This is a genomic window from Nocardioides sp. WG-D5, assembly GCF_054031175.1.
Window position 1 is genome coordinate 5,379,528 of the sequence record NZ_CM132928.1, and the last position, 20,529, is coordinate 5,400,056.

Annotated in this window: 17 protein-coding genes; 5 read left to right on the plus strand and 12 right to left on the minus strand. The window is 71.0% G+C overall.

Features of this window, described 5'->3' with window-relative positions:
• Nucleotides 1–107 precede the first annotated feature (107 nt).
• Both ACWZJV_RS26010 and ACWZJV_RS26015 read left to right on the plus strand, forming a co-directional pair.
• The gene (locus tag ACWZJV_RS26010; protein WP_457179391.1) at nt 108–752 is read left to right on the plus strand and encodes a TetR/AcrR family transcriptional regulator; all 645 of its coding nucleotides are present in this window, start codon (nt 108–110) and stop codon (nt 750–752) included.
• Entirely contained in the window at nt 749–1,024 is a 276-nt protein-coding gene (locus ACWZJV_RS26015; RefSeq protein WP_457179392.1) for a hypothetical protein, read from the plus strand. The genes ACWZJV_RS26010 and ACWZJV_RS26015 overlap by 4 nt, the downstream gene beginning before the upstream one ends.
• On the opposite strand, the gene ACWZJV_RS26020 is transcribed toward ACWZJV_RS26015, so the two are convergent.
• Nucleotides 1,008–1,874, minus strand: a complete 867-nt coding sequence (locus ACWZJV_RS26020) for a hypothetical protein (RefSeq protein WP_457179393.1) — start codon at nt 1,872–1,874, stop codon at nt 1,008–1,010. The genes ACWZJV_RS26015 and ACWZJV_RS26020 overlap by 17 nt on opposite strands.
• Before the next feature lie 91 nt (nt 1,875–1,965).
• On the opposite strand from ACWZJV_RS26020, the gene ACWZJV_RS26025 reads away from it, so the two are divergent.
• Nucleotides 1,966–2,505 (plus strand): DoxX family protein, encoded by a 540-nt coding sequence (locus ACWZJV_RS26025; protein ID WP_008361486.1) that lies wholly within the window; start codon nt 1,966–1,968, stop codon nt 2,503–2,505.
• Here ACWZJV_RS26025 and nhaA read toward each other — a convergent pair.
• The 4 genes from nhaA to ACWZJV_RS26045 form a co-directional block, all read right to left on the minus strand.
• Entirely contained in the window at nt 2,502–4,385 is a 1,884-nt protein-coding gene (gene nhaA, locus ACWZJV_RS26030) for a Na+/H+ antiporter NhaA (RefSeq protein WP_457179394.1), read from the minus strand. The two genes, ACWZJV_RS26025 and nhaA, sit on opposite strands and share 4 nt — an antisense overlap.
• 9 nt (nt 4,386–4,394) lie before the next feature.
• The gene (locus ACWZJV_RS26035) at nt 4,395–5,804 is read right to left on the minus strand and encodes a mechanosensitive ion channel family protein (protein WP_457179395.1); all 1,410 of its coding nucleotides are present in this window, start codon (nt 5,802–5,804) and stop codon (nt 4,395–4,397) included.
• Nucleotides 5,801–8,056, minus strand: a complete 2,256-nt coding sequence (locus ACWZJV_RS26040) for an adenylate/guanylate cyclase domain-containing protein (protein ID WP_457179396.1) — start codon at nt 8,054–8,056, stop codon at nt 5,801–5,803. Before ACWZJV_RS26040 ends, ACWZJV_RS26035 begins: the two co-directional genes overlap by 4 nt.
• 230 nt (nt 8,057–8,286) lie before the next feature.
• On the minus strand, nt 8,287–9,699 hold the full coding sequence (locus tag ACWZJV_RS26045) for a hypothetical protein (protein ID WP_457179397.1): 1,413 nt from the start codon (nt 9,697–9,699) through the stop codon (nt 8,287–8,289).
• 355 nt (nt 9,700–10,054) lie between these two features.
• Here ACWZJV_RS26045 and ACWZJV_RS26050 point away from each other — a divergent pair, with 355 nt between their 5' ends.
• Nucleotides 10,055–10,768, plus strand: coding sequence for a TetR/AcrR family transcriptional regulator (locus ACWZJV_RS26050; protein WP_231380300.1), 714 nt, complete (start codon nt 10,055–10,057; stop codon nt 10,766–10,768).
• A gap of 49 nt (nt 10,769–10,817) precedes the next feature.
• Nucleotides 10,818–11,234 (plus strand): VOC family protein, encoded by a 417-nt coding sequence (locus ACWZJV_RS26055; protein WP_457179398.1) that lies wholly within the window; start codon nt 10,818–10,820, stop codon nt 11,232–11,234.
• On the opposite strand, the gene ACWZJV_RS26060 is transcribed toward ACWZJV_RS26055, so the two are convergent.
• The 7 genes from ACWZJV_RS26060 to ACWZJV_RS26090 all read right to left on the minus strand — a co-directional run bounded on the left by ACWZJV_RS26060 (nt 11,223) and on the right by ACWZJV_RS26090 (nt 20,506).
• Nucleotides 11,223–12,104, minus strand: coding sequence for an NAD(P)-dependent oxidoreductase (locus tag ACWZJV_RS26060; RefSeq protein ID WP_457179399.1), 882 nt, complete (start codon nt 12,102–12,104; stop codon nt 11,223–11,225). The genes ACWZJV_RS26055 and ACWZJV_RS26060 overlap by 12 nt on opposite strands.
• An 85-nt stretch (nt 12,105–12,189) precedes the next feature.
• Nucleotides 12,190–13,008 carry a sulfurtransferase gene (locus ACWZJV_RS26065; RefSeq protein ID WP_457179400.1) on the minus strand — a complete coding sequence of 273 codons (819 nt, stop codon included), beginning with the start codon at nt 13,006–13,008 and terminating at the stop codon, nt 12,190–12,192.
• Nucleotides 13,009–13,020: 12 nt separating this feature from the next.
• The gene (locus ACWZJV_RS26070; RefSeq protein ID WP_457179401.1) at nt 13,021–15,312 is read right to left on the minus strand and encodes a molybdopterin-dependent oxidoreductase; all 2,292 of its coding nucleotides are present in this window, start codon (nt 15,310–15,312) and stop codon (nt 13,021–13,023) included.
• Nucleotides 15,309–16,961: a dipeptide ABC transporter ATP-binding protein gene (locus ACWZJV_RS26075; RefSeq protein WP_457179402.1), complete on the minus strand. Its 1,653-nt coding sequence runs from the start codon at nt 16,959–16,961 to the stop codon at nt 15,309–15,311. Before ACWZJV_RS26075 ends, ACWZJV_RS26070 begins: the two co-directional genes overlap by 4 nt.
• Before the next feature lie 13 nt (nt 16,962–16,974).
• Nucleotides 16,975–17,820 (minus strand): ABC transporter permease, encoded by an 846-nt coding sequence (locus tag ACWZJV_RS26080; RefSeq protein ID WP_457179403.1) that lies wholly within the window; start codon nt 17,818–17,820, stop codon nt 16,975–16,977.
• Nucleotides 17,821–17,822: 2 nt separating this feature from the next.
• Nucleotides 17,823–18,857, minus strand: a complete 1,035-nt coding sequence (locus ACWZJV_RS26085; RefSeq protein WP_457179404.1) for an ABC transporter permease — start codon at nt 18,855–18,857, stop codon at nt 17,823–17,825.
• A 5-nt stretch (nt 18,858–18,862) separates the two neighbouring features.
• Nucleotides 18,863–20,506, minus strand: coding sequence for an ABC transporter substrate-binding protein (locus ACWZJV_RS26090; RefSeq protein ID WP_457179405.1), 1,644 nt, complete (start codon nt 20,504–20,506; stop codon nt 18,863–18,865).
• Nucleotides 20,507–20,529 lie beyond the last annotated feature (23 nt).

A 20,529-nucleotide genomic window follows, 5' to 3' on the forward strand; every position in this document is an offset into this window, starting at 1 on the left:
CAGGCAATCGCGAATCTTGACGAGTGTCAAGAGTTTTCTTGACGATTGACCAGAAAATGGTCCGGACGGCAGCAGGAGGCGTGCGAGAGGGGGTATCGTTGCGGCCCATGACCCAGGTCGCCGCTCCGAAGGCGTCGCGCCGCACGCCCGCCGACAAGCACGACGAACGCCGCAAGGCGCTCGCCGAGTCTGCGCTGCGTACGTTGGGGGAGCTGGGCTACGCGCGGGCCAGCCTGCGCGAGATCGCCAACAACTCCGAGTTCAGCCACGGCGTCGTGCACTACTACTTCAACGACAAGCTCGAGCTGATCGTCTACTGCGTGCGCTACTACAAGGAGACCTGCGTCCACCGCTACGACGGCGTGGTGGCCGAGGCGACCTCGCCCGACGACCTCGCCGAGCGGTTCGGCGACAAGCTCGTCGAGACGATCGTCGAGGAGGCCGCGATGCACCGGCTCTGGTACGACCTGCGCTCGCAATCGATGTTCGAGGAGAGCCTGCGCGAGGCGGTCACCCAGATCGACCAGAGCCTGGAGGACATGATCGCGCGGATCGTGGACCGCTACGCCTCGCTCGCCGGCGCCGAGCCCGCGATCGCCGCGCCGGTGGCCTACGGGATGTTCGACGGCATCTTCCAGCAGGCACTGCTGGGCTACCTCAACGGTCGCGACGGCGCCCTGGCGGACCTGCGGGCGCAGGTGATCGGGCTGATGCCGATGCTGCTCACCACGCAACCAGGAGCGACGCGATGACACCGATGATCGGACTACCCACCGGAGCCGAATGGGCCTCCCTGATCGGAGGCGCCGCGCTGCTGCTGGTCTGGCTCGCGGTCACCGTGTGGTGGCTGCTGATGCTGGTCCAGGCCCTCCGGACCCCCGACAGCGTCTGGTCGGCGGCCGGCCAGAGCAAGATCCTCTACGTGCTGCTGATGATCTTCCTCGGCTGGCTGGGGGCGCTCCTCTACGTCGCCATCGCCCGCCCCGCGCTCCGCGCGCAGCCGAGCCTCACACCACCATCGTGACCACGGCCGCCGCGGCGAGGATCGTCGCGGCGACGCGTACCCTCCCGATCGGCTCGCGCAGGATCAGCGCCGCCGAGAGCGCGACCCAGATCAGGCTCGAGCTGCGCACCGCGGCGACCAGCGAGACCGGGGCGTGCAGCGTGGCGTAGAGGCTGAGGACGTACGAGGTGGGGACCAGGACAGCGAGCACGGCCACGGTCCGCGCGTGGATCCGGAGCTGGCGCAGCCCCTCGGCGTACCTGCCCCGCACGACCACGCTCCAGAGCACCACCTGGACCACCGTGCCGACGGCGTAGTAGGCGATCGGGTCGAGGCCGCGCTCGACGACCACCCAGCCGTCGTAGGTCGTGTAGCCGGCGATCGAGGCGGCGATGCACGCCGACCACAGCAGCGGTTTCGCCTGCAGCGAGCCCTTAGTGCGGACGGTCTCGAAGAGCAGTGCCCCGACCGCCGCCGCCATCAGGAGTACGCCGCCCCACTGCGCCCAGCTCAGCCACTGCCCGAGCACCACCATGCCGGTGATCGCCACGACCACCGGCGCGAGACCGCGGGAGAGCGGGTAGATCTGGCTGACGTCGAAGTCCTGGTAGGCCACCTGGACCAGGCCCATGGTCAGCGCGTGCATCGCGGTGCTGCCGAGGGAGAGCAGCAGGAGCTCCCAGGTCACCGCGATGCCGTGGCCGCGCACGATCATCACCACCGCGGTGACCGTGACGACCAGGCAGCTCTCCACGATCGCGACCGCCCACAGCGCCGGCCGTCCCGCCGGAGCGATGGTCTTCGACGCCGTGTTCCAGGCGGCGTGGGCGACCGCCGAGCCCAGCGCGAGGGTGACTCCGAGCAGCAGCATTCGGGAGAGCCTACGGCGTCCCTCCGTGCATCGTGCCCGGCCTCCTCCTAGGCTGGGCCGACCACTCCCCATAACAGCGAGGAACCTTGTGATGGACCCCGTCGATCTGGCCCTGATGCTGCTCCGTCTGGCGGTGGGCGGCACGATGATCGCCCACGGCGTCAACCACTGGCGCGGTGGCGGCAAGATCGCCGGCACCGCCGGCTGGTTCGAGAGTCTGGGCCTGCGCCACGGCACGCTTCAGGCGTGGGCCAGCGTGGTGACCGAGATCGGCGCGGGCGTGCTGCTGATCCTGGGGCTGATCACGCCCCTGGCCGCGGCCGGCGTGGTCGGGGTGATGCTGGTCGCCGCCCTGCTCGCGCACCGGCCCAACGGGTTCTTCGTCTTCAAGGAGGGCTGGGAGTACGTCATGATCCTGGCCGTCGTCGCGGTCGTGCTCGGTGTCACCGGGCCCGGGACGATCTCGCTCGACTCCGCCCTCGGCATCGTCTACGACGGCTGGATCGGCGGCGCGGTGGCGCTCGGTGCCGGTGTGCTCGGCACCGCCCTCCTCCTCGCCGCCACCTACCGGCCGGGACGCCCCGACGAGCCGGCCGAGGCTGCTGAGCCTGCTGAGGACACCCAGGCCTAGCGGCGCGAGCGCATCCCGAGCCGAGCGGTCTCCCCGGTGGCCGCGCGCTCGAGCTCGGCGATGAGCGTGCGCGCGTCGTAGCGGCCCTCGTGGCGGTGCGAGCCGACGAAGAACGTCGGGGTGCCGCGGGCGCCGCTGTCGTTGGCCGAGGCCATGTCCTCACGGACGTGCTCGGCCAGCGCGGGGTCCTCCAGGTCGCGGAGGAACTGCTCCACGTCGAGCCCGAGGACACCGGCGTAGCCGGCCAGGTCCTTGTGCTCGAGCTCGTTCTGATGGTCGAAGAGGTGCTTGTGCATCTCCCAGAACCGCCCCTGCCGCGCGGCGGCCTCCGCGGCGACCGCGGCCAGCTCGGCGTGCGGGTGCTGGGGGAGGGGGAGGTGGCGTACGACGTAGCGGATCCGCGACCCGAAGTAGTTGCGGACCTCGTTGGCGGTGCCTGTGGCGCGGGCGCAGAAGGGGCACTCGTAGTCGAGGTACTCGAGCAGGGTGACCTCGGCGTCCACGTCGCCGTAGATGTGGTCGCGCGCCGGGTCGACCGGGGTCGCGAGCACCTTCGGCAGGGCCGCGTCGCGCTGGCCGAGGAAGCGCGCGGAGAGCTGGAAGATCAGCCACCCGAGGGCGGAGGCGATCACCACGGAGAGGAGCACGCCGACGATCGCGTCGCGCTGCAGCGTCTCGGAGTCGAAGGCGAGCGTGGTGATCAGCAGCGCGACGGTGAAGCCGATGCCCGACAGCGCCGCGCCGCCGAGGACGTGACCGCCGCCGACGCCCTGGGGCAGCCGCCCGAGCCGCAGCCGCGTGGCCACGAGCGCGCCGCCACCGATGCCGAGGGTCTTGCCGAGGACCAGGCCGGCGACGACACCCCAGGTCACCGGCGACCTCAGCGCCTCACCGAGCACGCCGTCGCGCAGGTCGACGCCGGCGTTGGCGAGGGCGAAGACCGGCACGATGAGATAGCTCGTCGGCACGTGCAGCGTCTCCTGGAGCCGCTCGTTGACCGAGATCGTGCGGGTCAGCTCGTCGCGGGTCTCGCGCTGCAGCGTCGGCAGCGGCGACTGCCGGAACGCCCGGAACCGCGAGGTAGCGACCTCCATCTGGGCCCGGGTCGGCTCCGCGGCCGGCACCAGCAGCCCGGCCAGCATCCCGGCGATGGAGGCGTGCAGGCCGGCTCCGAGGGTGGCCACCCAGGCGATCAGCACGAGCAGTACGTAGGGCCCGGCGCGCCACACCTTCACCCGGTCGAGCACGAAGATCCCGACCAGGGCCAGCCCGGCCACGACCAGCGGGCCGACGGAGAGGTGCTCGGTGTAGGCGACCCCGATGACGCTCACCGCGACGATGTCGTCGATGACGGTGAGGGTGAGCAGGAAGATGCGCAGCTGCGTCGAGACCGCCGGCCCGACGAGCGCGAGCATCCCGAGCAGGAACGCGGTGTCGGTGCCGATCACGATGCCCCACCCGCGAGCCCCCTCACCGGAAGGGTTGAGCAGCAGGTAGATCAGCGCGGGCAGGGCCAGCCCGCCCGCCCCGGCGATCAGCGGCACCACCATGCGGCGGCGGTCGGTGAGCTCGCCGACGGCGAGCTCGCGGCGTACCTCCAGGCCGACGACGAAGAAGAAGACCACCATCAGGCCGTCGTTGACCCAGTGGTGCAGGTCCATCGAGAGCCCGACGTCGCCGAACCGCACCGAGACGACCGTCTCCCACAGATGCTCGTAGCCGTGCGACCACGGCGAGTTGGCCCAGGCCAGCGCGAGCAGGGAGGCGATCACCAACAGTGTGGCGCTCGTCGACTCCAGATGCATGAAGTGCCGCAGCGTGGTGCCGAGCTGTCCGGTCAGATCGTCGTCACGCCGGCACTTGGTCTGCTGTTTCCCCACGGGAAGATCCTAGTGCTGACCCTCCAGGGCGTCGGCGCGCCGTGTCTCAGCGACCTCGCTGAGCCGTCGGGCGACACCGGCCTTGGCGACGACGAGCTGGTCGATGACCGCGAGCGGCAGCTCCAGGACATCGGTCAGCGTCACCGCCGTCGCGGTCAGCGTGCCGCTCTCGCGCAGGAGCGCGTCCGCGGTGACGACCTGGCCACGGTCGAGGCGTGCCACGACGACGGCACCGCCCGACCCGCCCGCGGATCCGGCCGGCGCGGTCACCTCGACCACGCCGCTGGCGACGAAGCCGTACGCCGTCGGCACCCGCCCCGGGCGGACGATGTGCTCGCCGGCACCGAACGTGCTCAGGCGGCACTGCGGCGCCAGCGCCTCGATCTCCTCCTCGGTGAGCTCGAGCGTGGTCGCGACGGACCGGAGTGCCGCCTCCACGTCGGCCGTCGGGCGAGGCTCGGCCGCGACGCCGTCGAGGGTGAGGCCGGCTCGGCGGGCCGCGTACCAGAGCCGGGTGCGCAGGGTCGAGCTCGCCACGCCGGCGTCGGAGGCGGTGGCCAGCGGAAGGGTCACGTCGTAGGCACCGCCACCGGTGGTGCGCACCGTCGCGGCGGCCCCCGGCCGCAGGAACGGCAGGGCCGCCGCGGTCGTGGTCACGGTCTCCACGACCTCATGTGGCGGGTCGACCGGCCCGAACGCCAGGCTGAGCATGTGGTCGTGGGCGCGGGTCGGACGGCTGTCGTTGGTGAACGAGGCCGCGGCGAGCGAGGAGTTGGGGATGATCTGGACCCCGCTGCCGGTGTCGAGGTGGGTCGAGCGCCAGTTCATCTCCACGACCCGGCCGCTGACGCCGCCGACGTCGAGGGTGTCGCCGAGCCGGAAGGGCTGCTCGAAGAGCAGCAGCAGCCCGGAGACCACGCTGCCGATGGCGTTCTGCAGCGCCAGACCGATGACGATCGACCCGACGCCGAGCGTCGCCCACAGCCCGCCGACGTCGAAGCCCCACACCATCGAGGCGACGAACGCGGCCCCGGCCACGACCAGGATGAGCCGGGCCAGGTCGATGAAGATCCCGGGCAGCCGCTCGCGCCAGCTCCCGCGCACGGCGTTGCCGAAGAGCAGCGCGTTGAGCGCACCCAGGGCGATGCTCACCGCCAGCACGCCGACGACGGTCGCCACGATGCGTACGCCGTTGTTGTCGGCCGAGAGGTTGCCGACCTGGGTGAGGAGCACGAGCAGCGCGGCGCCGGGCAGCAGCCACAGCCGCAACCGGTTGACCGGTGCGGCCAGGCTGCTGCCCCGGCGCACCAGGTGCAGGTGGACCTCGGAGAGGACCAGCAGCACGATCGGGAGCCCGACGATGAGCGCCATCGCCCACCCGAACCAGGGCGTGCCGCCGATGTCGATGATGTGCGTCACGACAGCACCACCCGCCACACCGGGCTGTCCTCGATGGTGCCGACCTGCTCGAAGTCGTACGCCGCCGCGAGCTGCTCCTTGACCTCGTCGGTCACGTAGATCCCGGCCTCGCCGGCGACGGTGCGGACCCGGTAGGCCAGGTCGACCGCATCGCCCCACAGGTTGTAGACCATGTCGCCCTGGCCGACCAGGCCGCCGCGTACGTCACCGGTGTGGACGCCGGCGCGCAGGACCAGCTGGGCGCCGTTGGTGACGTTGAACCGCTCGACCATCCGAGCCACGTCGACGGCGAAGTCCGCGACCCGGCGGACGTGGTCGACACGCTGGACGATGAGGCCGCTGCTGCCGATGTAGCCGGTGCCGACGCTGCGGACCTTCTCGATCCCGGCGCGGTGGGCGGCCGCGTCGAAGCCCGCGGAGAGCTCCTTGAGCATGGCGAGGGACTCCTCGGCGGGCCGCTTGCCGGCGAACGAGTCGAAGCCGTCGATCTCGGTGTAGACGACCGAGGCGTTCTGGTGCTCGGTGGAGATCGTCGTCTCGCCGCCCTGGTAGCGGTCGGCGATCGCCTCCGGCATCAGCGAGCGCAGGATGCGGGAGTTCTCGGCCTGCTGCGCGTCGACCAGCTCCTGCTTCGCCGCCAGGCTCGAGCTCAGGTCGTTGAACGCCGTCGCCAGGTCGCCGAACTCGTCGCGCGACCCGGCGTCGACCTGAGCACCCAGGTCACCGCCGGCCACCGCGCGGACCCCCTTCATCAGCCGCCCCACCGGCCGGGTGAAGACCCGCGCCAGGAGGATGGAGATGGCGCAGACGAGCAGGATCACCGCCGCCGTCGCCAGGAGTACGTTGCGGGCGAACCCCTGCACGGGAGCGAGCGCCTCCTCGGTCTCGATGGTCGCGACCAGCGACCAGTCGAGCCCTTCCACATCGAGTGGCTCGTACGCCGCCAGCACCTCGTGACCGGCATAGTCGGTCATCTCGCCGACACCGGTGTCGCCCTGCTTGGCCACCTCGGAGACGTCCGGTCCCGCGGAGAGGAGGCCGACCGCGAGCTTCATCCGGAGCATCTCGTCGACGGTCTCCTCGCTCGTGCCGTTGTCGCGCATCCGCTCGGCGAAGGCCTTCGGATCGGCGAGCAGCTCGCGGGAGTTGGTGCGCAGCAGGCCGTCGGTGCCGACGATGTAGGACTCGCCCGTCTCGCCGAGGCCGGTCACCTTCTCGGCGGTGCCGGAGCCCGTGGTGAGCGAGGTGATCGCGTTGGAGGAGATCTCGTAGACCAGCACGCCGGTGGCGTCGCCGCCGGTGCCGATCGGGGAGGCGACGAACATCCGCGGGCGGCCGAACGCCGGCTGATAGCTCTCGTAGTCGGAGATCGCGACGTAGTCGCGGTTGTTGGACCGCAACGCCTCCCGCCACAGCGACTCCAGCGCACCGTCGCGCAGCTCGCCGGTGTCGACGTCGCTGCCGAGGTCGGAGCCCTTGTCGGCGGTGTAGACGATGCGTCCCTCGGTGTCGATCATCATCACGTCATCGAGACCGAGGGAGTCGCGTACGGCCCGCCAGTAGGGGTTCCACTTCTTGTTGGCCGCTGTCCAGGCCGAGCCGTCGCCGGCGTCGTCGACGTCGGAGACCGGACGCGAGGTGTCGGTCTCGGTGGTCGCCTTGACGGTGTAGCGCGCCTGCAGGTAGGTCCGCGCCGGGGACGTCGGGATGAAGGCCTCGGCGTTGATCTCGCCGCCGACGTTCTCCTGCAGGTGCGGTCCGTAGTAGCCGTTGTAGTAGCGGGTCAGCGCCGCCGTGTCGGCGGGGTCGACCGTGCCGCGCGCGAGCTCGCCGTACGCCGCGCTGAAGTCGGCCATCGACTCCGGCCCGACGCCCTGGCTGTCGAGGATGACACCACCGGAGACGTTGTTGATCATCGCCGAGACCCGGGAGGCGCGCTCGTCGAGCACGTCCTGGAGGCGGCTGCGGGTGGAGTCCTCGAGTGCCTGCGTACCGCTGCGGTAGCCGAAGTAGCCCACCACGATCGAGGAGAGCACGCTGGTCAGCACCAACATCAGCAGCAGCTTCGACTGGATGCTCCCGAAGCCTCCGCGGCTGCCACGCCGCCGGGTCGCCAGCGGTTCGTCCGGGCCGCCGGTCCCGTCGTCCCCGCCGAGCGCGGGCTCGGTCCGGCCGGCTGCGGCCGGCGGCTGTGTCTGTGTCGGTCTCGCGTGGCCGCCCACCCGCTGGACGGCTGCGTCGCTCTGGCCCATGTGCTCTTCCCCCTTGGCGATGCGCACCCGTGGCGGGGGATCCCGAGACGAGTGCTCCAGGCACCGTGAGATTTCACTTGTCGGTCGTGGGGGAGATGGTGCAGCGGGCGGACACGATCCGCCGTGCCGCCCGTGCGAGCGTACCCATGAACGGAGCCAACGCGCAGCGATCCGGGCCAGATGATCTCATCCGGGGGCATCGCGAAACATCCGGTCAGGATGTGGCTCGCTCAGCGTCGAACGGCGACCAGACCCGCCAGCGTGCCCTGGAGCAGGGTGCCGTCGGGAAGGATCGTGCCGACCATCTGCAGGGTGTTGGCCAGCGGTCCGAGCCCGAGGAACGTCTCGGAGAGAACTCGGCCGTCGGCGGGGTCGATCCGGGCCAGGCGCCAGGTCGGGCCGACACCTCGACGGGTGACGGTGTAGAGGACGTCCTCCTCGCGGGAGAGCCGGGGGACCGCGGCGGAGGGCACCTCGTTGCGCCAGACCGACTCGCAGGTGCCGGACCTCTCGTCGACGTCGATGCGCTCCATGCCGCCCGTGAAGTCGGCCGTCGCCGGGACGGACTCGCCGGCGTCCTCGGTCGCCTGCGCGGGGTACGGATAGCCGTAGGTGCTGGCGATGTAGACCGAGCCTCCCCAGGCGACGGGGGAGTTCTCGGTGCCGCTGCTCTCCTCGGTGAGGATCGGGAGCCGGCAGACCTCACGACCGTCGCGCGCCCGGTAGACGAGGAGGTTCTCGCGCGGGGAGGCGTTGTCGGTGATCACCACGAGCTCGGCCCCCGTACGCTCCCCGAAGAACGTCGGCGTCGAGCCGCTGCCGTGGCTGAGCTGGCCCGGCTTGCGGGCCTCCCCGCGGTCGTAGGGCTGGCGCCAGATCGTCCGGACCGCGTCGGAGTCGCGATCGGCGCGGAGCAGGTACGTCGCGTGGTCGGTCGTCACCGCGACCCCGCTCGGAGCGCTGGAGATGGAGTTGGCGACCTTCTCGTCACCGGCGCCGAGGATCGTGGTGACGACGTCTCCGCCGGGCGTGACGTAGCCGGCGCGGCCCTGGGCGGTGGCGAACCAGACGTTGGCGTCGTAGCCCGGTCCGACGGTGGTGACCGCATCGCCCTCCGGCAGGGTCACCGGCACCTCGCGCTCCACCTCGATCGACCAGCCGCGCCATGACCTCGAGTGCGCCAGCCAGAGCAGCGATCCGGAGCCGTCGACGGTGACGAGCCTCGCCTCGTGGTCGACGTAGGCGTAGACGCCGCCGAGCAGCGATCCGGCCGCGAGATGGCGCCGGGCGACCGGGAGCAGGGTGGTCGGGTCGAGGAGGTAGAGGCTGGGCGCCCGGTCGAGGTACTCGGTGCACAGCGCCTGCACCATCCCGTCGGCGCCGCTGAGGATCGTCGGGCACACCGCCGGCAAGGGCACCGGCTGGGCGGGGGAGGGGTCGGCTCCTGGCCCCGCGAACGGCGTCGTGTCGGACGCTCCGGCGTCGCCGTGCATGTTCCAGGTGCCGTCCGGACCGGCGTACGGGTTCGGTGGCATCGTCGCGCCGGACGCCGGGCCGACCGTCGGTCCGGCCAGGAGGGCGACGAGAGCGACGAAGGCGACGAAGGCCAGAAGGACGGTGGTGGGGGCGGTCCGGCGGGTCATGTCGAGGATCTAAGCACGAGTAAGTCGAGCGGATCAGTCGGAGATCATGTGGCGGTCGCCACAGACAGCCCACGAATGTCCAACAGATGCGTGACCTGTCACCCACATCGTCGTTAGCCACTGTGACGGCGGGTAACAGCCGGATGACAGCGCAGATGCAAGTGGCGCGACCCGGTGCTCAGCCGTACATGGGGGCTTCCGGTGTAGCCGTCCGGGTGTTGACGGACGCAAACACGCACATCGAGGGCATAGCCCGATCGAGCTATGCCCAATAGGTCCTATGACTCATATTTTGTAGAGGATAAAGTCCTTTCAAGTCTTCCTTGAAAGTCCGGACGGGAGTTAGATGGGCAACATGACAACTAGGCGTTCTCGGCCCGGCCGCCCTAGGCATGTTCCCGACTCAGGTACGACCTCACCGCGCGACCAGATCCTGGATGCCGCATCGCGGCTGTTCGTCTCCCAGGGTTTCGCGGCGACGTCTACTCGCGAGATCGCCGACATGGTCGGCATCCGCCAGGCATCGCTCTACTACCACTTCGCGGGGAAGGACGAGATCCTCGGCGAGCTGCTCCGCCGGTCGGTCCGTCCGACCACGGACAAGGTGGAGAAGATCCTCAACCGCGTGCCACCGCTCGACTACGAGACCGCGCTCTACCTGCTGGTCCTCGTCGACGTACGCACCCTCGCCGACGTGCCGCACAACGTCGGCATGCTCTACCAGCTGCCCGATGTGGCCAAGTGCGAGGTCTACGACGAGTTCCGCAACGAGCACGCCGAGCTGGCCGCCCACTACGCGGACCTGGCCAGCGAGGTCGCCTCGAAGACCGTGCGCTCGACGGTCAGCCGCAAGCAGCTGGGTGACCTGCTCATCCAGCAGGTCGAGGGCGTGATCAACATGCGCACCGAGGACCCGGACCGCAAGATCCCGTGCCGCGAGGCGTGGGCCATCGCCGCGACCTGCCTGCGGATCTGCGACGTGCCGCAGGAGAAGATCGACGCGGCCGCACCGATCGCCATCGACCTGCTCCCGCAGTTCATCGACGAGAAGGTCGCCGAGCCGGTCTGAGGCACCGAAACCGGTGGACTCGGGTGCACACCTGGGCTTCGATGTGGGCATGGCCCTCTTCGTCTCGCACATGACCATCGACTGCCACGACGCGTACGCGCTCTCGGAGTGGTGGAAGGAACTGCTCGGCTATGTCGACGTGGAGGGCGACCCGAACCTCCCCGGTCACGAGGAGTGCATGATCCTCGACCCGGAAACCGGCCACCGGTTGCTGTTCATCGAGGTGCCCGACGAGGATCTGCCCGCCAAGCGCATCCACCTCGACCTGCGCCCGCGCACCGGCACCCGCGACGACGAGGTCGAGCGCGTCCTCGGCCTGGGGGCGACACAGGTCGCCGACCACCGCGGCAAATATGGTCCCGGGACCGGCTGGGTGATCTTCGCCGATCCCGAGGGCAACCAGTTCTGCGTGCTGCGCTCCGAGGCCGAGGTGGCGGCCCAGGAAGCCCAGGCGTCAGGCTCGTAGCCGCAGCAGCTCGAACATGCTGGAGAACCCCTGGCCGCCGTGGCCCTGGGCGATCCGGCGGTCCATCAGCGACTTCACCTCCCGCATCCGCACCGCCTCGACGCCGGTCGACTCCCGGTGCCCGATCAGGTCGTCCATCAGCGCGGCCTGCACGTCGAGGGAGCCGAGGTCGGGGCCGTACGTCCCGCTCTTGATCGCGCCCGTCATCATCCGCAGCAGACCGGCGTAGCCGTTCAGGGACGCCGCGACCCGTTCGGTGAACGCCTCCAGGTCCATCCCCTCGGCCTCGACCAGGCTGAGCGTGTGCAGGAATCCGATCAGGAACTCGTAGCCGACCGCGACCTGGGCGTTGAACTCGACGGCCGCGAACCCGGCGTCGGGCCCGTGATAGGTGAGGGAGCCGAGCTCGGCGAGCATCGGCTCGACGGCATCGAACGCCGCGCGGTCACCGCTGAAGGCCAGCGAGATCCTGGACGTGCCGACGTCGGGCGGGTCCCCCATGACCTTCCCGTCGACGTACGCAGCCCCGTGCTCGGCCGCCCAGGCCTCGTTCGCCCGCGCCTGTGCCGGTGAGCCGCTGGTGAGGCTGACCAGGGTGCGGCCAGCCGCGGCGGCGCCGACGGAGTGCAGGACGTCCTCGACCGCGGTGTTGTCCAGCAGGCTGAGCACCGTCACCGGGCTGGCCGCCACCGCCTTCGCCGCGGTGGACGCGACCGCGGCGCCGGCGTCGGCCAGTGCCTCGGCCTTGTCGGCCGTCCGGTTCCAGACCGTGGTCCGGTAGCCGCGCTCGAGATATGCCCGCGCGACCGCCGATCCCATGTTGCCGATCCCGATCACGGTGACGGCGGGTCGGTCGTTGTGCTCCGTCATGGTCCCAGCTCCCTCTCTCGTCGGTGTTCCTTCATGCTCGAAGATGAAGCCGACTTGAGGTCAAGCGCGAAGCGTCAGGCGCGGATCAGCCGGTCGCGACCGGCAGGTCGTGGTTGCTCCACTGGCTCCAGGAGCCCGGGAAGAGCGCGGCGTCGTAGCCGGCGATCGTCAGCGCGGCGACCTCGTGGGCGGCGGTGACGCCGGAGCCGCAGTAGGCGGCCACGGGGGAGCCGGCCTCGACACCGAGCGCGTCGAAGCGTGCCCGGAGCTCCTTGGCGGGCAGGAAGCGACCGTCGGCGGCGAGGTTGTCGCCGGTAGGGGCCGAGACCGCGCCGGGGATGTGCCCGGCCTTCGGGTCGACCGGCTCGACCTCGCCGCGGTAGCGCTCGGCGGCGCGGGCGTCGAGCAGAACACCTTGGTAGGCCTCGACGTGCTCGAACGGCAGCACGGGCAGGTGACCGGGGGTGAGCGTCACCGTGCCGGGATCGGGCACCACGTCGGCTGTGGTCAGCGGGTGGCCCGCGGAGGTCCAGGCGCCGAGCGCGCCGTCGAGGAGACGTACGTCGGCGATGCCTGCCCAGCGCAGCAGCCACCAGGCGCGGGCGGCCGAGGTGTTGCCGACGGCGTCGTAGGCGACGACGGCGTCACCCTCGGAGATGCCCCAGCGGCGAGCGGCCGCCTGCAGGTCGGCGAGCTCCGGCAGCGGGTGGCGTCCGTCGGTGGGCTTGCCGTGGCGGGCCAGCTCGGTGTCGAGGTCGACGTAGACGGCGCCGGGGATGTGGCCCTCGAGGTAGGACTCGTGTCCGGGCGGGCCGCCGAGCTGCCAGCGTACGTCGAGGAGGACCGGGGGTCGGTCGGAGGCGAGCTCGGCCGCGAGCTCGTCGGCGCTGATGAGTACGTTCACAGGTGAAGTCTTTCAGGAGAAGGTGGGCGGCTCATAGGCATGTACGGGGGGTGTCGGGCCGTCGTGGCGGGTGACCGAGACCAGCACGTGGGCGCCGGTGTTGGACTGGGTCAGCGACGAGGTGGGTAGGTCGCGGGTGAGCACGTTGACGTTGCCGTTGACGCAGTCGGCGATCTCCGGTGCGCTGGGGTCGAACCAGGCACCGGTGTGCATCTGCGCGACGCCGGGAAGCAGGGCGTCGGTGATGCGTACGCCGGCCAGCAGGCTGCCCTGGGCGCTGCGGACGAGCGCCAGGTCGCCGTCGGCGAGGCCCCTCGCGGCGGCGTCGTCGGGGTGGAGCCGGATCGGCTCGCGGCCGGCGACCTTGGTCGCCTGGCTGGCCTCGCCCATGTCGAGCTGGCTGTGCAGCCGGTGGGAGGGCTGGTTGGCCAGCAGATGCAGGTCGTACGTCACCGCCGACGCAGACCCCCACCACTGGTCGGGCTCGCGCCACTGAGCGTGTCCGGCGAGGTCGTCGAGACCGAAGCCGTCGATCGTCTCCGACCAGAGCTCGATCTTGCCGCTGGGGGTCCGGAGCGGGTGCTTGCGCGGGTTGTGGCGGAAGCTCGAGAACACGGCGTCCTGGTAGGGATCCTGCGGCAGCTCGACGCCGCCGGCGGCCCAGAACTCGTCGAAGGCCGGCGCGTCGGCCGGTGTCGTCGGCAGCTCGCGCCACTCCTCGTAGATCCGGCGCAACCACTGCCCGGAGGTCAGCCCTTCGTCGACATCGGCGCCCAGGCGGCGGCCGAGCTCGCCGTAGATCCACAGCTCCTCGCGCGCCTCGCCGGCAGGCTCGGCGACCTTCGGCATGGTCCGCAGTCGGCGGTCGCCCGCCCCGGCGGCCAGGTCCGACCGCTCCAGGGCCGAGGCGACCGGGAGGACGATGTCGGCGTGCCGGGCGGTCGGGGTCCAGTGCGTCTCGTGGACGACGAAGGTGTCCAGCCGGGCGAAGGCGGTGCGCAGCCGACCGAGGTCCTGATGATGGTGGAACGGGTTGCCGCCGGCCCAGTAGGCGAGCCGGATCTCGGGGTAGGTCAGGACCCGGCCGTCGAAGGCGAACGGCTCACCGGGATGGAGCAGCAGGTCGGCGATCCGGGCGCACGGGATCAGGTCGGCGACCGGGTTGGTCCCCTGCGGGAAGGTCGGCAGCGGCACGGGAGCGACGCCGACCCCGTAGTCGCCCATGGAGCCGTAGCCGTGCGCGAACCCGCCGCCCGGCAGACCGATCTGTCCCAGGAACGCGGCTAGGGTGAGCGCCGCCCAGACCGGCTGCTCGCCGCGCTCGCCCCGCTGCAGGGCGTAGGCGACGTTGACGAGGGTGCGTCCCGCGGCCATCTCGTGCGCCAGCCGCCGGATCCGCTCCGCCGACGTCCGGGAGATCGCCGCGGCCCACTCGGGCGTCTTCGCGATGCCGTCGGACTCGCCGAGGACGTCGGCGCGGACCCGCTCGGCGCCGACCGTGTAGGTGCCGAGGAACGCGTCGTCGGCCAGACCGTCGGCGACGAGCACATGGATCAGCGCCAGGATCACCGCGGTGTCGGTGCCCGGCATCACCCCGACCCACTCGGCATCCAGGCCGTCGTAGGCGTCGTCGCGCTGTGCGGTCAGCGAGACGACCCGCGTGGTGTCGCCGACCCGCGTCGCCGCCGCGGTGCCGATGTGCCGGTCGTGCCCTCCAGGGACGACCCAGGTGTTGGAGCGCCGCAGCCCGCCGAAGGTCACCAGCAGGTCGGTGTGCTCGGCGATCTGCGACCACGAGACCGGCCGCGAGCGGAGCTCGGCCGTCGCGGGCTGCCCGATCAGGTGCGGAAGCAGCACCAGGCTGGCGCCGCGGCTGTAGTCGCTCACCGAGCGGGTGTAGCCGCCGATCCGGTTGAGGAACCGGTGCAGCTGCCCCTGGGCGTGATGGAGGCGTCCGGCACTGCTCCAGCCGTAGGAGCCGCCGAAGATCGCGCTGTTCCCGAACTCGTCCACGACCCGGCGCAGCTCGCCCGCGAGCAGATCGAGCGCGGTGTCCCAGCCGACCTGGACGTACGTCTCCTCGGGGGAGCCGCGCCGCTCGCTGGCCCCGGGGCCGCCCTCGAGCCAGCCGCGGCGGACCGCCGGGCGGAGGACCCGGCTGCGATGGCGGTGGCCGGCCACCACGTTGCCGATCGCGGGGGAGGCGTCGGGGTCGTCGGCGTGCGGCCGGGCCCCGACGAGCTCCCCGCCCGGACCGAGCTCGACCTCGAAGGTGCCCCAGTGGGCGCTGGAGGAGAGCGTCATGCGGTGCGCTCGGCGATCCTGTCGGCGTGGTCGGCGAGCTCCCGGCCGGGGACCGCCGCGACCAGCTCCCGGGTGTAGTCGGTGAACGGGTGCGACAGGACGCGGTCGACCGGGCCCTGCTCGACGATCCGGCCGCGGTTCATCACGGTGACAGTGTGGGCGATCTGCCGCACGATCGCCAGGTCGTGGGAGACGAAGACGTAGGTCAGCCCGAGCTCGGCCTGCAGACCGAGGAGCACCTCGAGGATGTCGGCCTGGACGCTGACGTCGAGCGCCGAGGTCGGCTCGTCGAGGACGATCACGTCCGGCCGCAGCACCAGGGATCGGGCGATCGCGACGCGCTGCCGCTGCCCGCCGGAGAGGTTGGTGGGGCGCCGGTCGAGCAGCCCCTCGTCGAGCCCGACCGCCGACAGCGCCTCCCGGACCCGCTCGTCCCGCTCCCGCCTGGTCCCGACCCGGTAGCGGTCCAGCGGCTCGCGGACGATGTGCCGGATCCGCCAGGTGGCGTCGAGCGAGGTGAACGGGTTCTGGTAGACGAGCTGGAGGTGACGGCGTACGCCGCGCAGGTCCGCGTGGGTGCGGTGGCTGACGGTCTCCCCGTCGACCAGCACCTCGCCGGTGGTGGGCTGCTCGAGACCGAGCAGGAGACGTACGGCGGTGGTCTTGCCGGAGCCGGACTCGCCGACGAGCGCGTGCGTGGTGCCCGGGGCGACGGCGAAGGAGGCCTCCGAGACGGCGTGCAGCTCGTTGCCCTCCACGGTGAACGTCTTGCCGACCTCGCGGAACTCGATCTTCGGCCTCGGGGCGGGCGGGACCTCGCGGTCGCGGAGGGCGGCGTAGCGGTCGGGGTTGAGGGCGGGTACGTCGCCGTGCAGCTTGCGGGCGTAGTCGGAGGCCGGGGCCGCGAAGACCTGTCGAGTGGGTCCGGCCTCCTGGACGGTGCCGTCCTTGAGGACCACGATCTCGTCGGTGCGGTCGGCGGCGATGGCCAGGTCGTGGGTGATCAGCAGCAGGCTGATGCCGCGCTCCTCACGCAGCCCGGAGAGGAGGTCGAGGATCCGCTTCTGGATCGTCACGTCCAGCGCCGAGGTGGGTTCGTCGGCGATGATCAGCTGGGGCTCGGGGATGATCGTCAGCCCGATCAGCACCCGCTGCAGCATGCCGCCGGAGAGCTGGTGGGGATAGGAGTCGAAGACCCGTCGCGGGTCGTCGAGACCGACCCGCGCGAACGTGTCCAGCACCAGCTCGCGCCGCTCCGCCCTGCTGTGCTCGCCGGAGAGGAGCCGGGTGGCCTCCAGCGCCTGCGAGCCGACGGTACGCACCTGGTTGAGCGAGCTGGTCGGGTCCTGCGGGATGAAGCCGAGCTCGCGGCCGCGCAGCGGCCGGAAGCGCCGCTCGGGCAGGTCGAGGATCTCCTGGCCGGACAGGCGCACCGACCCGCTGGCGCGGCCCAGGTCGCGAGGGAGCAGCCGCAGCACCGAGCGGGCGATCGTGGACTTGCCGGACCCGGACTCGCCGATCAGGGCCAGGCTGGAACCCGCGGAGAGCGCGAAGCTGACGTCGGTCACGACCTGCGCACGTCCGTAGGAGACCGAGAGCGACTCGGCGGCGAGCAGCGGGGCGGAGAGTGGGTGAGGAGTGTTCGTCATGGGTGCTCCGAGGTCAGGCGGGCCGGCGCAGCCATCGGCTGATCCGGTTGAGGGCGAGGACCGTGGCGACGATGACCGCGGCGGGGGCGTAGATCAGCCACGGGGCGAACGGGAACTTCTCGCCGTCGGCGACGAGACGGCCCCAGTCCGAGGCGGGTGGCGGGTCGCCGTAGCCGAGGAACGCGAGCCCGGCGATGACCAGGATCGCGACGCCGAACTGCAGCACCGCCAGCGGGACGATCGAGCGCGAGGCGTTGGGCAGGATGTGGGTGAGCAGGATCTGCAGGCGGGAGCCGCCTTGCAGGTAGGACGCCTCCACGAACGTCGCCTGGCGCACCTTGATCACCTCCGCGCGCATCACCCGCGCGAAGACCGCCACCGCGACCACTCCGGTCGCGATCGCCGCATTGACGGTCCTGAACCCGAGCGCGGAGACGATGACGACGGCGAAGAGGAAGCCGGGGATCGCCAGCAGGACGTCGACGAACCGGGCGAGCACGGTGTCGACCCAGCCCTCCAGGAACCCGGCGAGCAGCCCGATCAGGCTGCCCGCGACGACCCCGATGGCCACCGAGATCAGCGCGGAGCTGACCGAGGAGGCCGAGCCGTGCACGACCCTGGCGAAGAGGTCGCGGCCCAGGTCGTCGGTGCCGAACCAGTGGGCGGCGCCGGGGCCGAGGAGCTTGTCGGTGGGTACGCCGGCGGCCGGGTCATGGCTCGTGAACAGCCCCGGGGCCAACGACCAGGCGACGATCACCGCGAGCCACAGCAGCGAGACGGCGACGGTCGGCGGGACCCGCCTCAGCCCGGCGGCGCGGGGCTCGTCAAGCGAGGGCTTGGAGAGTGTTGCGACGGTCATCCTCAGCCTGCCTTCCGCGTGGAGAGTCCCGAGGGAGCGAACGGGCCCGGGGCGCGGCCGGGGGCGGGGACGGGGACCGTCGCCCGGGCGCGCGTCTCGGTGAGGCGTACGCGTGGGTCGAGGAGCGGGTAGACGAGATCGGCCACCAGGTTGACCACGACGAAGACGACCGCAGAGAGCGAGACCACGGCCTGGAGCACCGGGGTGTCCTGGGTGGTCACCGACTGCTGGACGAGGCTGCCGAGCCCGTTGCGGCCGAAGATCTGCTCGGTCAGCACCGCCCCGCCGAGCAGCTCGCCGACGATGAGCGCGATGACCGTGACCACCGGAAGCGAGGCCGGCTTGAGCAGGTGCCGCACGAAAAGGCTCGCCTGGGTCAGGCCGCGCGAGCGGGCCACCGTGGCGTACTCCTGGGTGGACTCGTGGTCGAGGTTGGCGATGATCACCTCGGCCAGCTGCGCCGAGACCGGGATCGCGAGGGTGAGCGCCGCGAAGAAGGTGCCGACGGGCGTCTCGGAGTCGATCACCGAGAACAGGTGCAGCTGGAAGGAGAAGAAGATCAGCACCAGCAGCCCGACCACGTAGTTGGGCACCGACAGGAACAGCGACGGGAACGCCCGCAGCAGGTCCCGGCCCGCCCAGCGGGGCAGCGCGTGGGCACCGTAGCCGACCGCGAAGGCCAGGACGAGCGCGAGCCCGAGCGCTGCCCCGGCCAGCGAGAACGTCGAGGCGGCGACCTGCCCGATCATCGGAGCGACAGGCAGGTTGGTGCGCAGCGAGACCCCGAGATCGCCGGTGAGGAAGCGGGACAGCGACTCCCACAGCTGCACCAGCACGGGCTGGTCGAGCTTGTAGTAGGAGACGATCTGGTCGACCTGCTCGGGCGAGAACCCGTTCTCCGGGTTGTTCAGCATGCCCGAGACCGGGTCGCCGGGCAGCACGCTGATCACCAGGAAGGTGGCGATGTAGGCCAGCAGGATGACCACGATCGCCTGCCCGATGCGCCGGAGCACGAAGACGGGGTAGGAGTTGCGCATGGCTGTCACTCGATGGTGGCGGCGGCGAACTTGGCGAACGCCGTGCTGTCGGTCCGGACGCCCTTCAGGTCGGGGCTGGCGAGCAGCGGCCGCTGCACGATCTGGGTGATCGGCACGTAGTAGGCCTGCTCGAGCACGTGGCGCTGGAGCTCGGCCAGGTCGGCGTCACGCTGGGCGGGATCGGTCGCGGCCCGGATCGAGTCGCGCAGCTTGTTGATGGTGGTGTCCGACTCGCCGATGCCGAACCAGTTCTCCCCGCTGTCGGCGTCGGTGAACACGTTGGCCGCGGTGGAGGCGTCACCGATCGAGCGGGTGACCTCGTAGGCGGCCACGTTCGGCGCCCCGACGGTGATCTTCTCGCCGTAGGTGATCACGTCGTACGTCTGCACGCTCACCTTGAAGCCGAGCTTGCCCAGCTGGGTGGCGATCAGCTGGTCGACCTGCTTGGAGGTCGGCAGGTAGGGGTTGGAGTAGAGCGTGAACTCCAGCCGGTTTCCGCCCTTGGCCAGGACGCCGTCGGACCCCTTCCGGTAGCCCGCCTCGGCCAGCAGCCTCGCGGCCGCGTCGGGGTCGTAGCCGAACTCCGTGGACTGGTCGGAGACGCCGGGCACGGTGTCGTTGAAGAACGAGCTCGCCGGCTTCCAGTCGGAGGTGTAGACGGTGTCGATGATCTCGTCGCGGTCGATGCCGTGCTGGACCGCCTGGCGCACCTTCAGGTCCTTGAACACCGCGGTCTTGGTGTTGAGCGCCCAACCGAAGGCGAAGCCGAGATAGACCGGCGTGTGCACGCTGAAGCCCTGGCCCTTGAGGTCGGAGATCTGCTGCGGCGTCGGGTTGTAGGCGACCTGCGCCTGGCCCGACTGCACCGCGGCGGTGCGGACGGCGGCGTCCGGACTGACCTTGTAGGTGATCTGCTCGATCTTCGCGGGGCCGGTGTTGCCGAGCGCCTCGGGACCCCACTCGTAGTCGTCGCGCTTCTCCAGGACGACGTTGTCGTCGGCCTTCCAGGACTTCACGACGTACGGCCCGGAGCCGTAGTTGGTGGAGAGCTCGGCCTGCTCCTCGGCGGTGCCGGCGATGGCCTTGGGCGCGAACAGGGCGCTGGCGGCGTAGCCGAGGGTGGGGATGAACCCGAGCGTCGGCGCCGAGAAGCTCACCTGGACGGTCGTCTCGTCGACGGCCTTCGCCCCTGCGTACGTCTTGGGGAACAGGCTGATCGGGGCGATGCCCTGGTCGGGCTGGCCCTTGGCCCAGTAGTCGAGGTTGGCGACCACGGCGGCGGCGTCGAGCGGGTCGCCGTTGGAGAAGGTCACGCCCTTCTTCAGGTGCAGGGTGAAGGAGGTGTAGTCCTTGTTGTTCTCCCACTTCTCGGCGATCCAGGGCGAGATCTTGCCCTGGTCGTCGACGTAGACCAGCTTGTCGTAGATCTGGCTGTAGACGTTGCCCTGGAAGCTGGAGATCGAGGAGGTGTTGGGCACCCAGGAGTTGCCGAGGGAGTCGAGCAGGAAGGTGACCTGGCCCTCACCCGAGGCTCCGGACGAGGCGCTGCCGCAGGCGGTCAGCGAGGCCGCTGCGGTGGCCGCGGCGACGGCGAGGGCCGCCTTGCGGCGCCAGGTGCCGAGACGGGTGACGGGTCGAGCGATCTTCATGGGGTTCCTTCGGTGATGTGCGG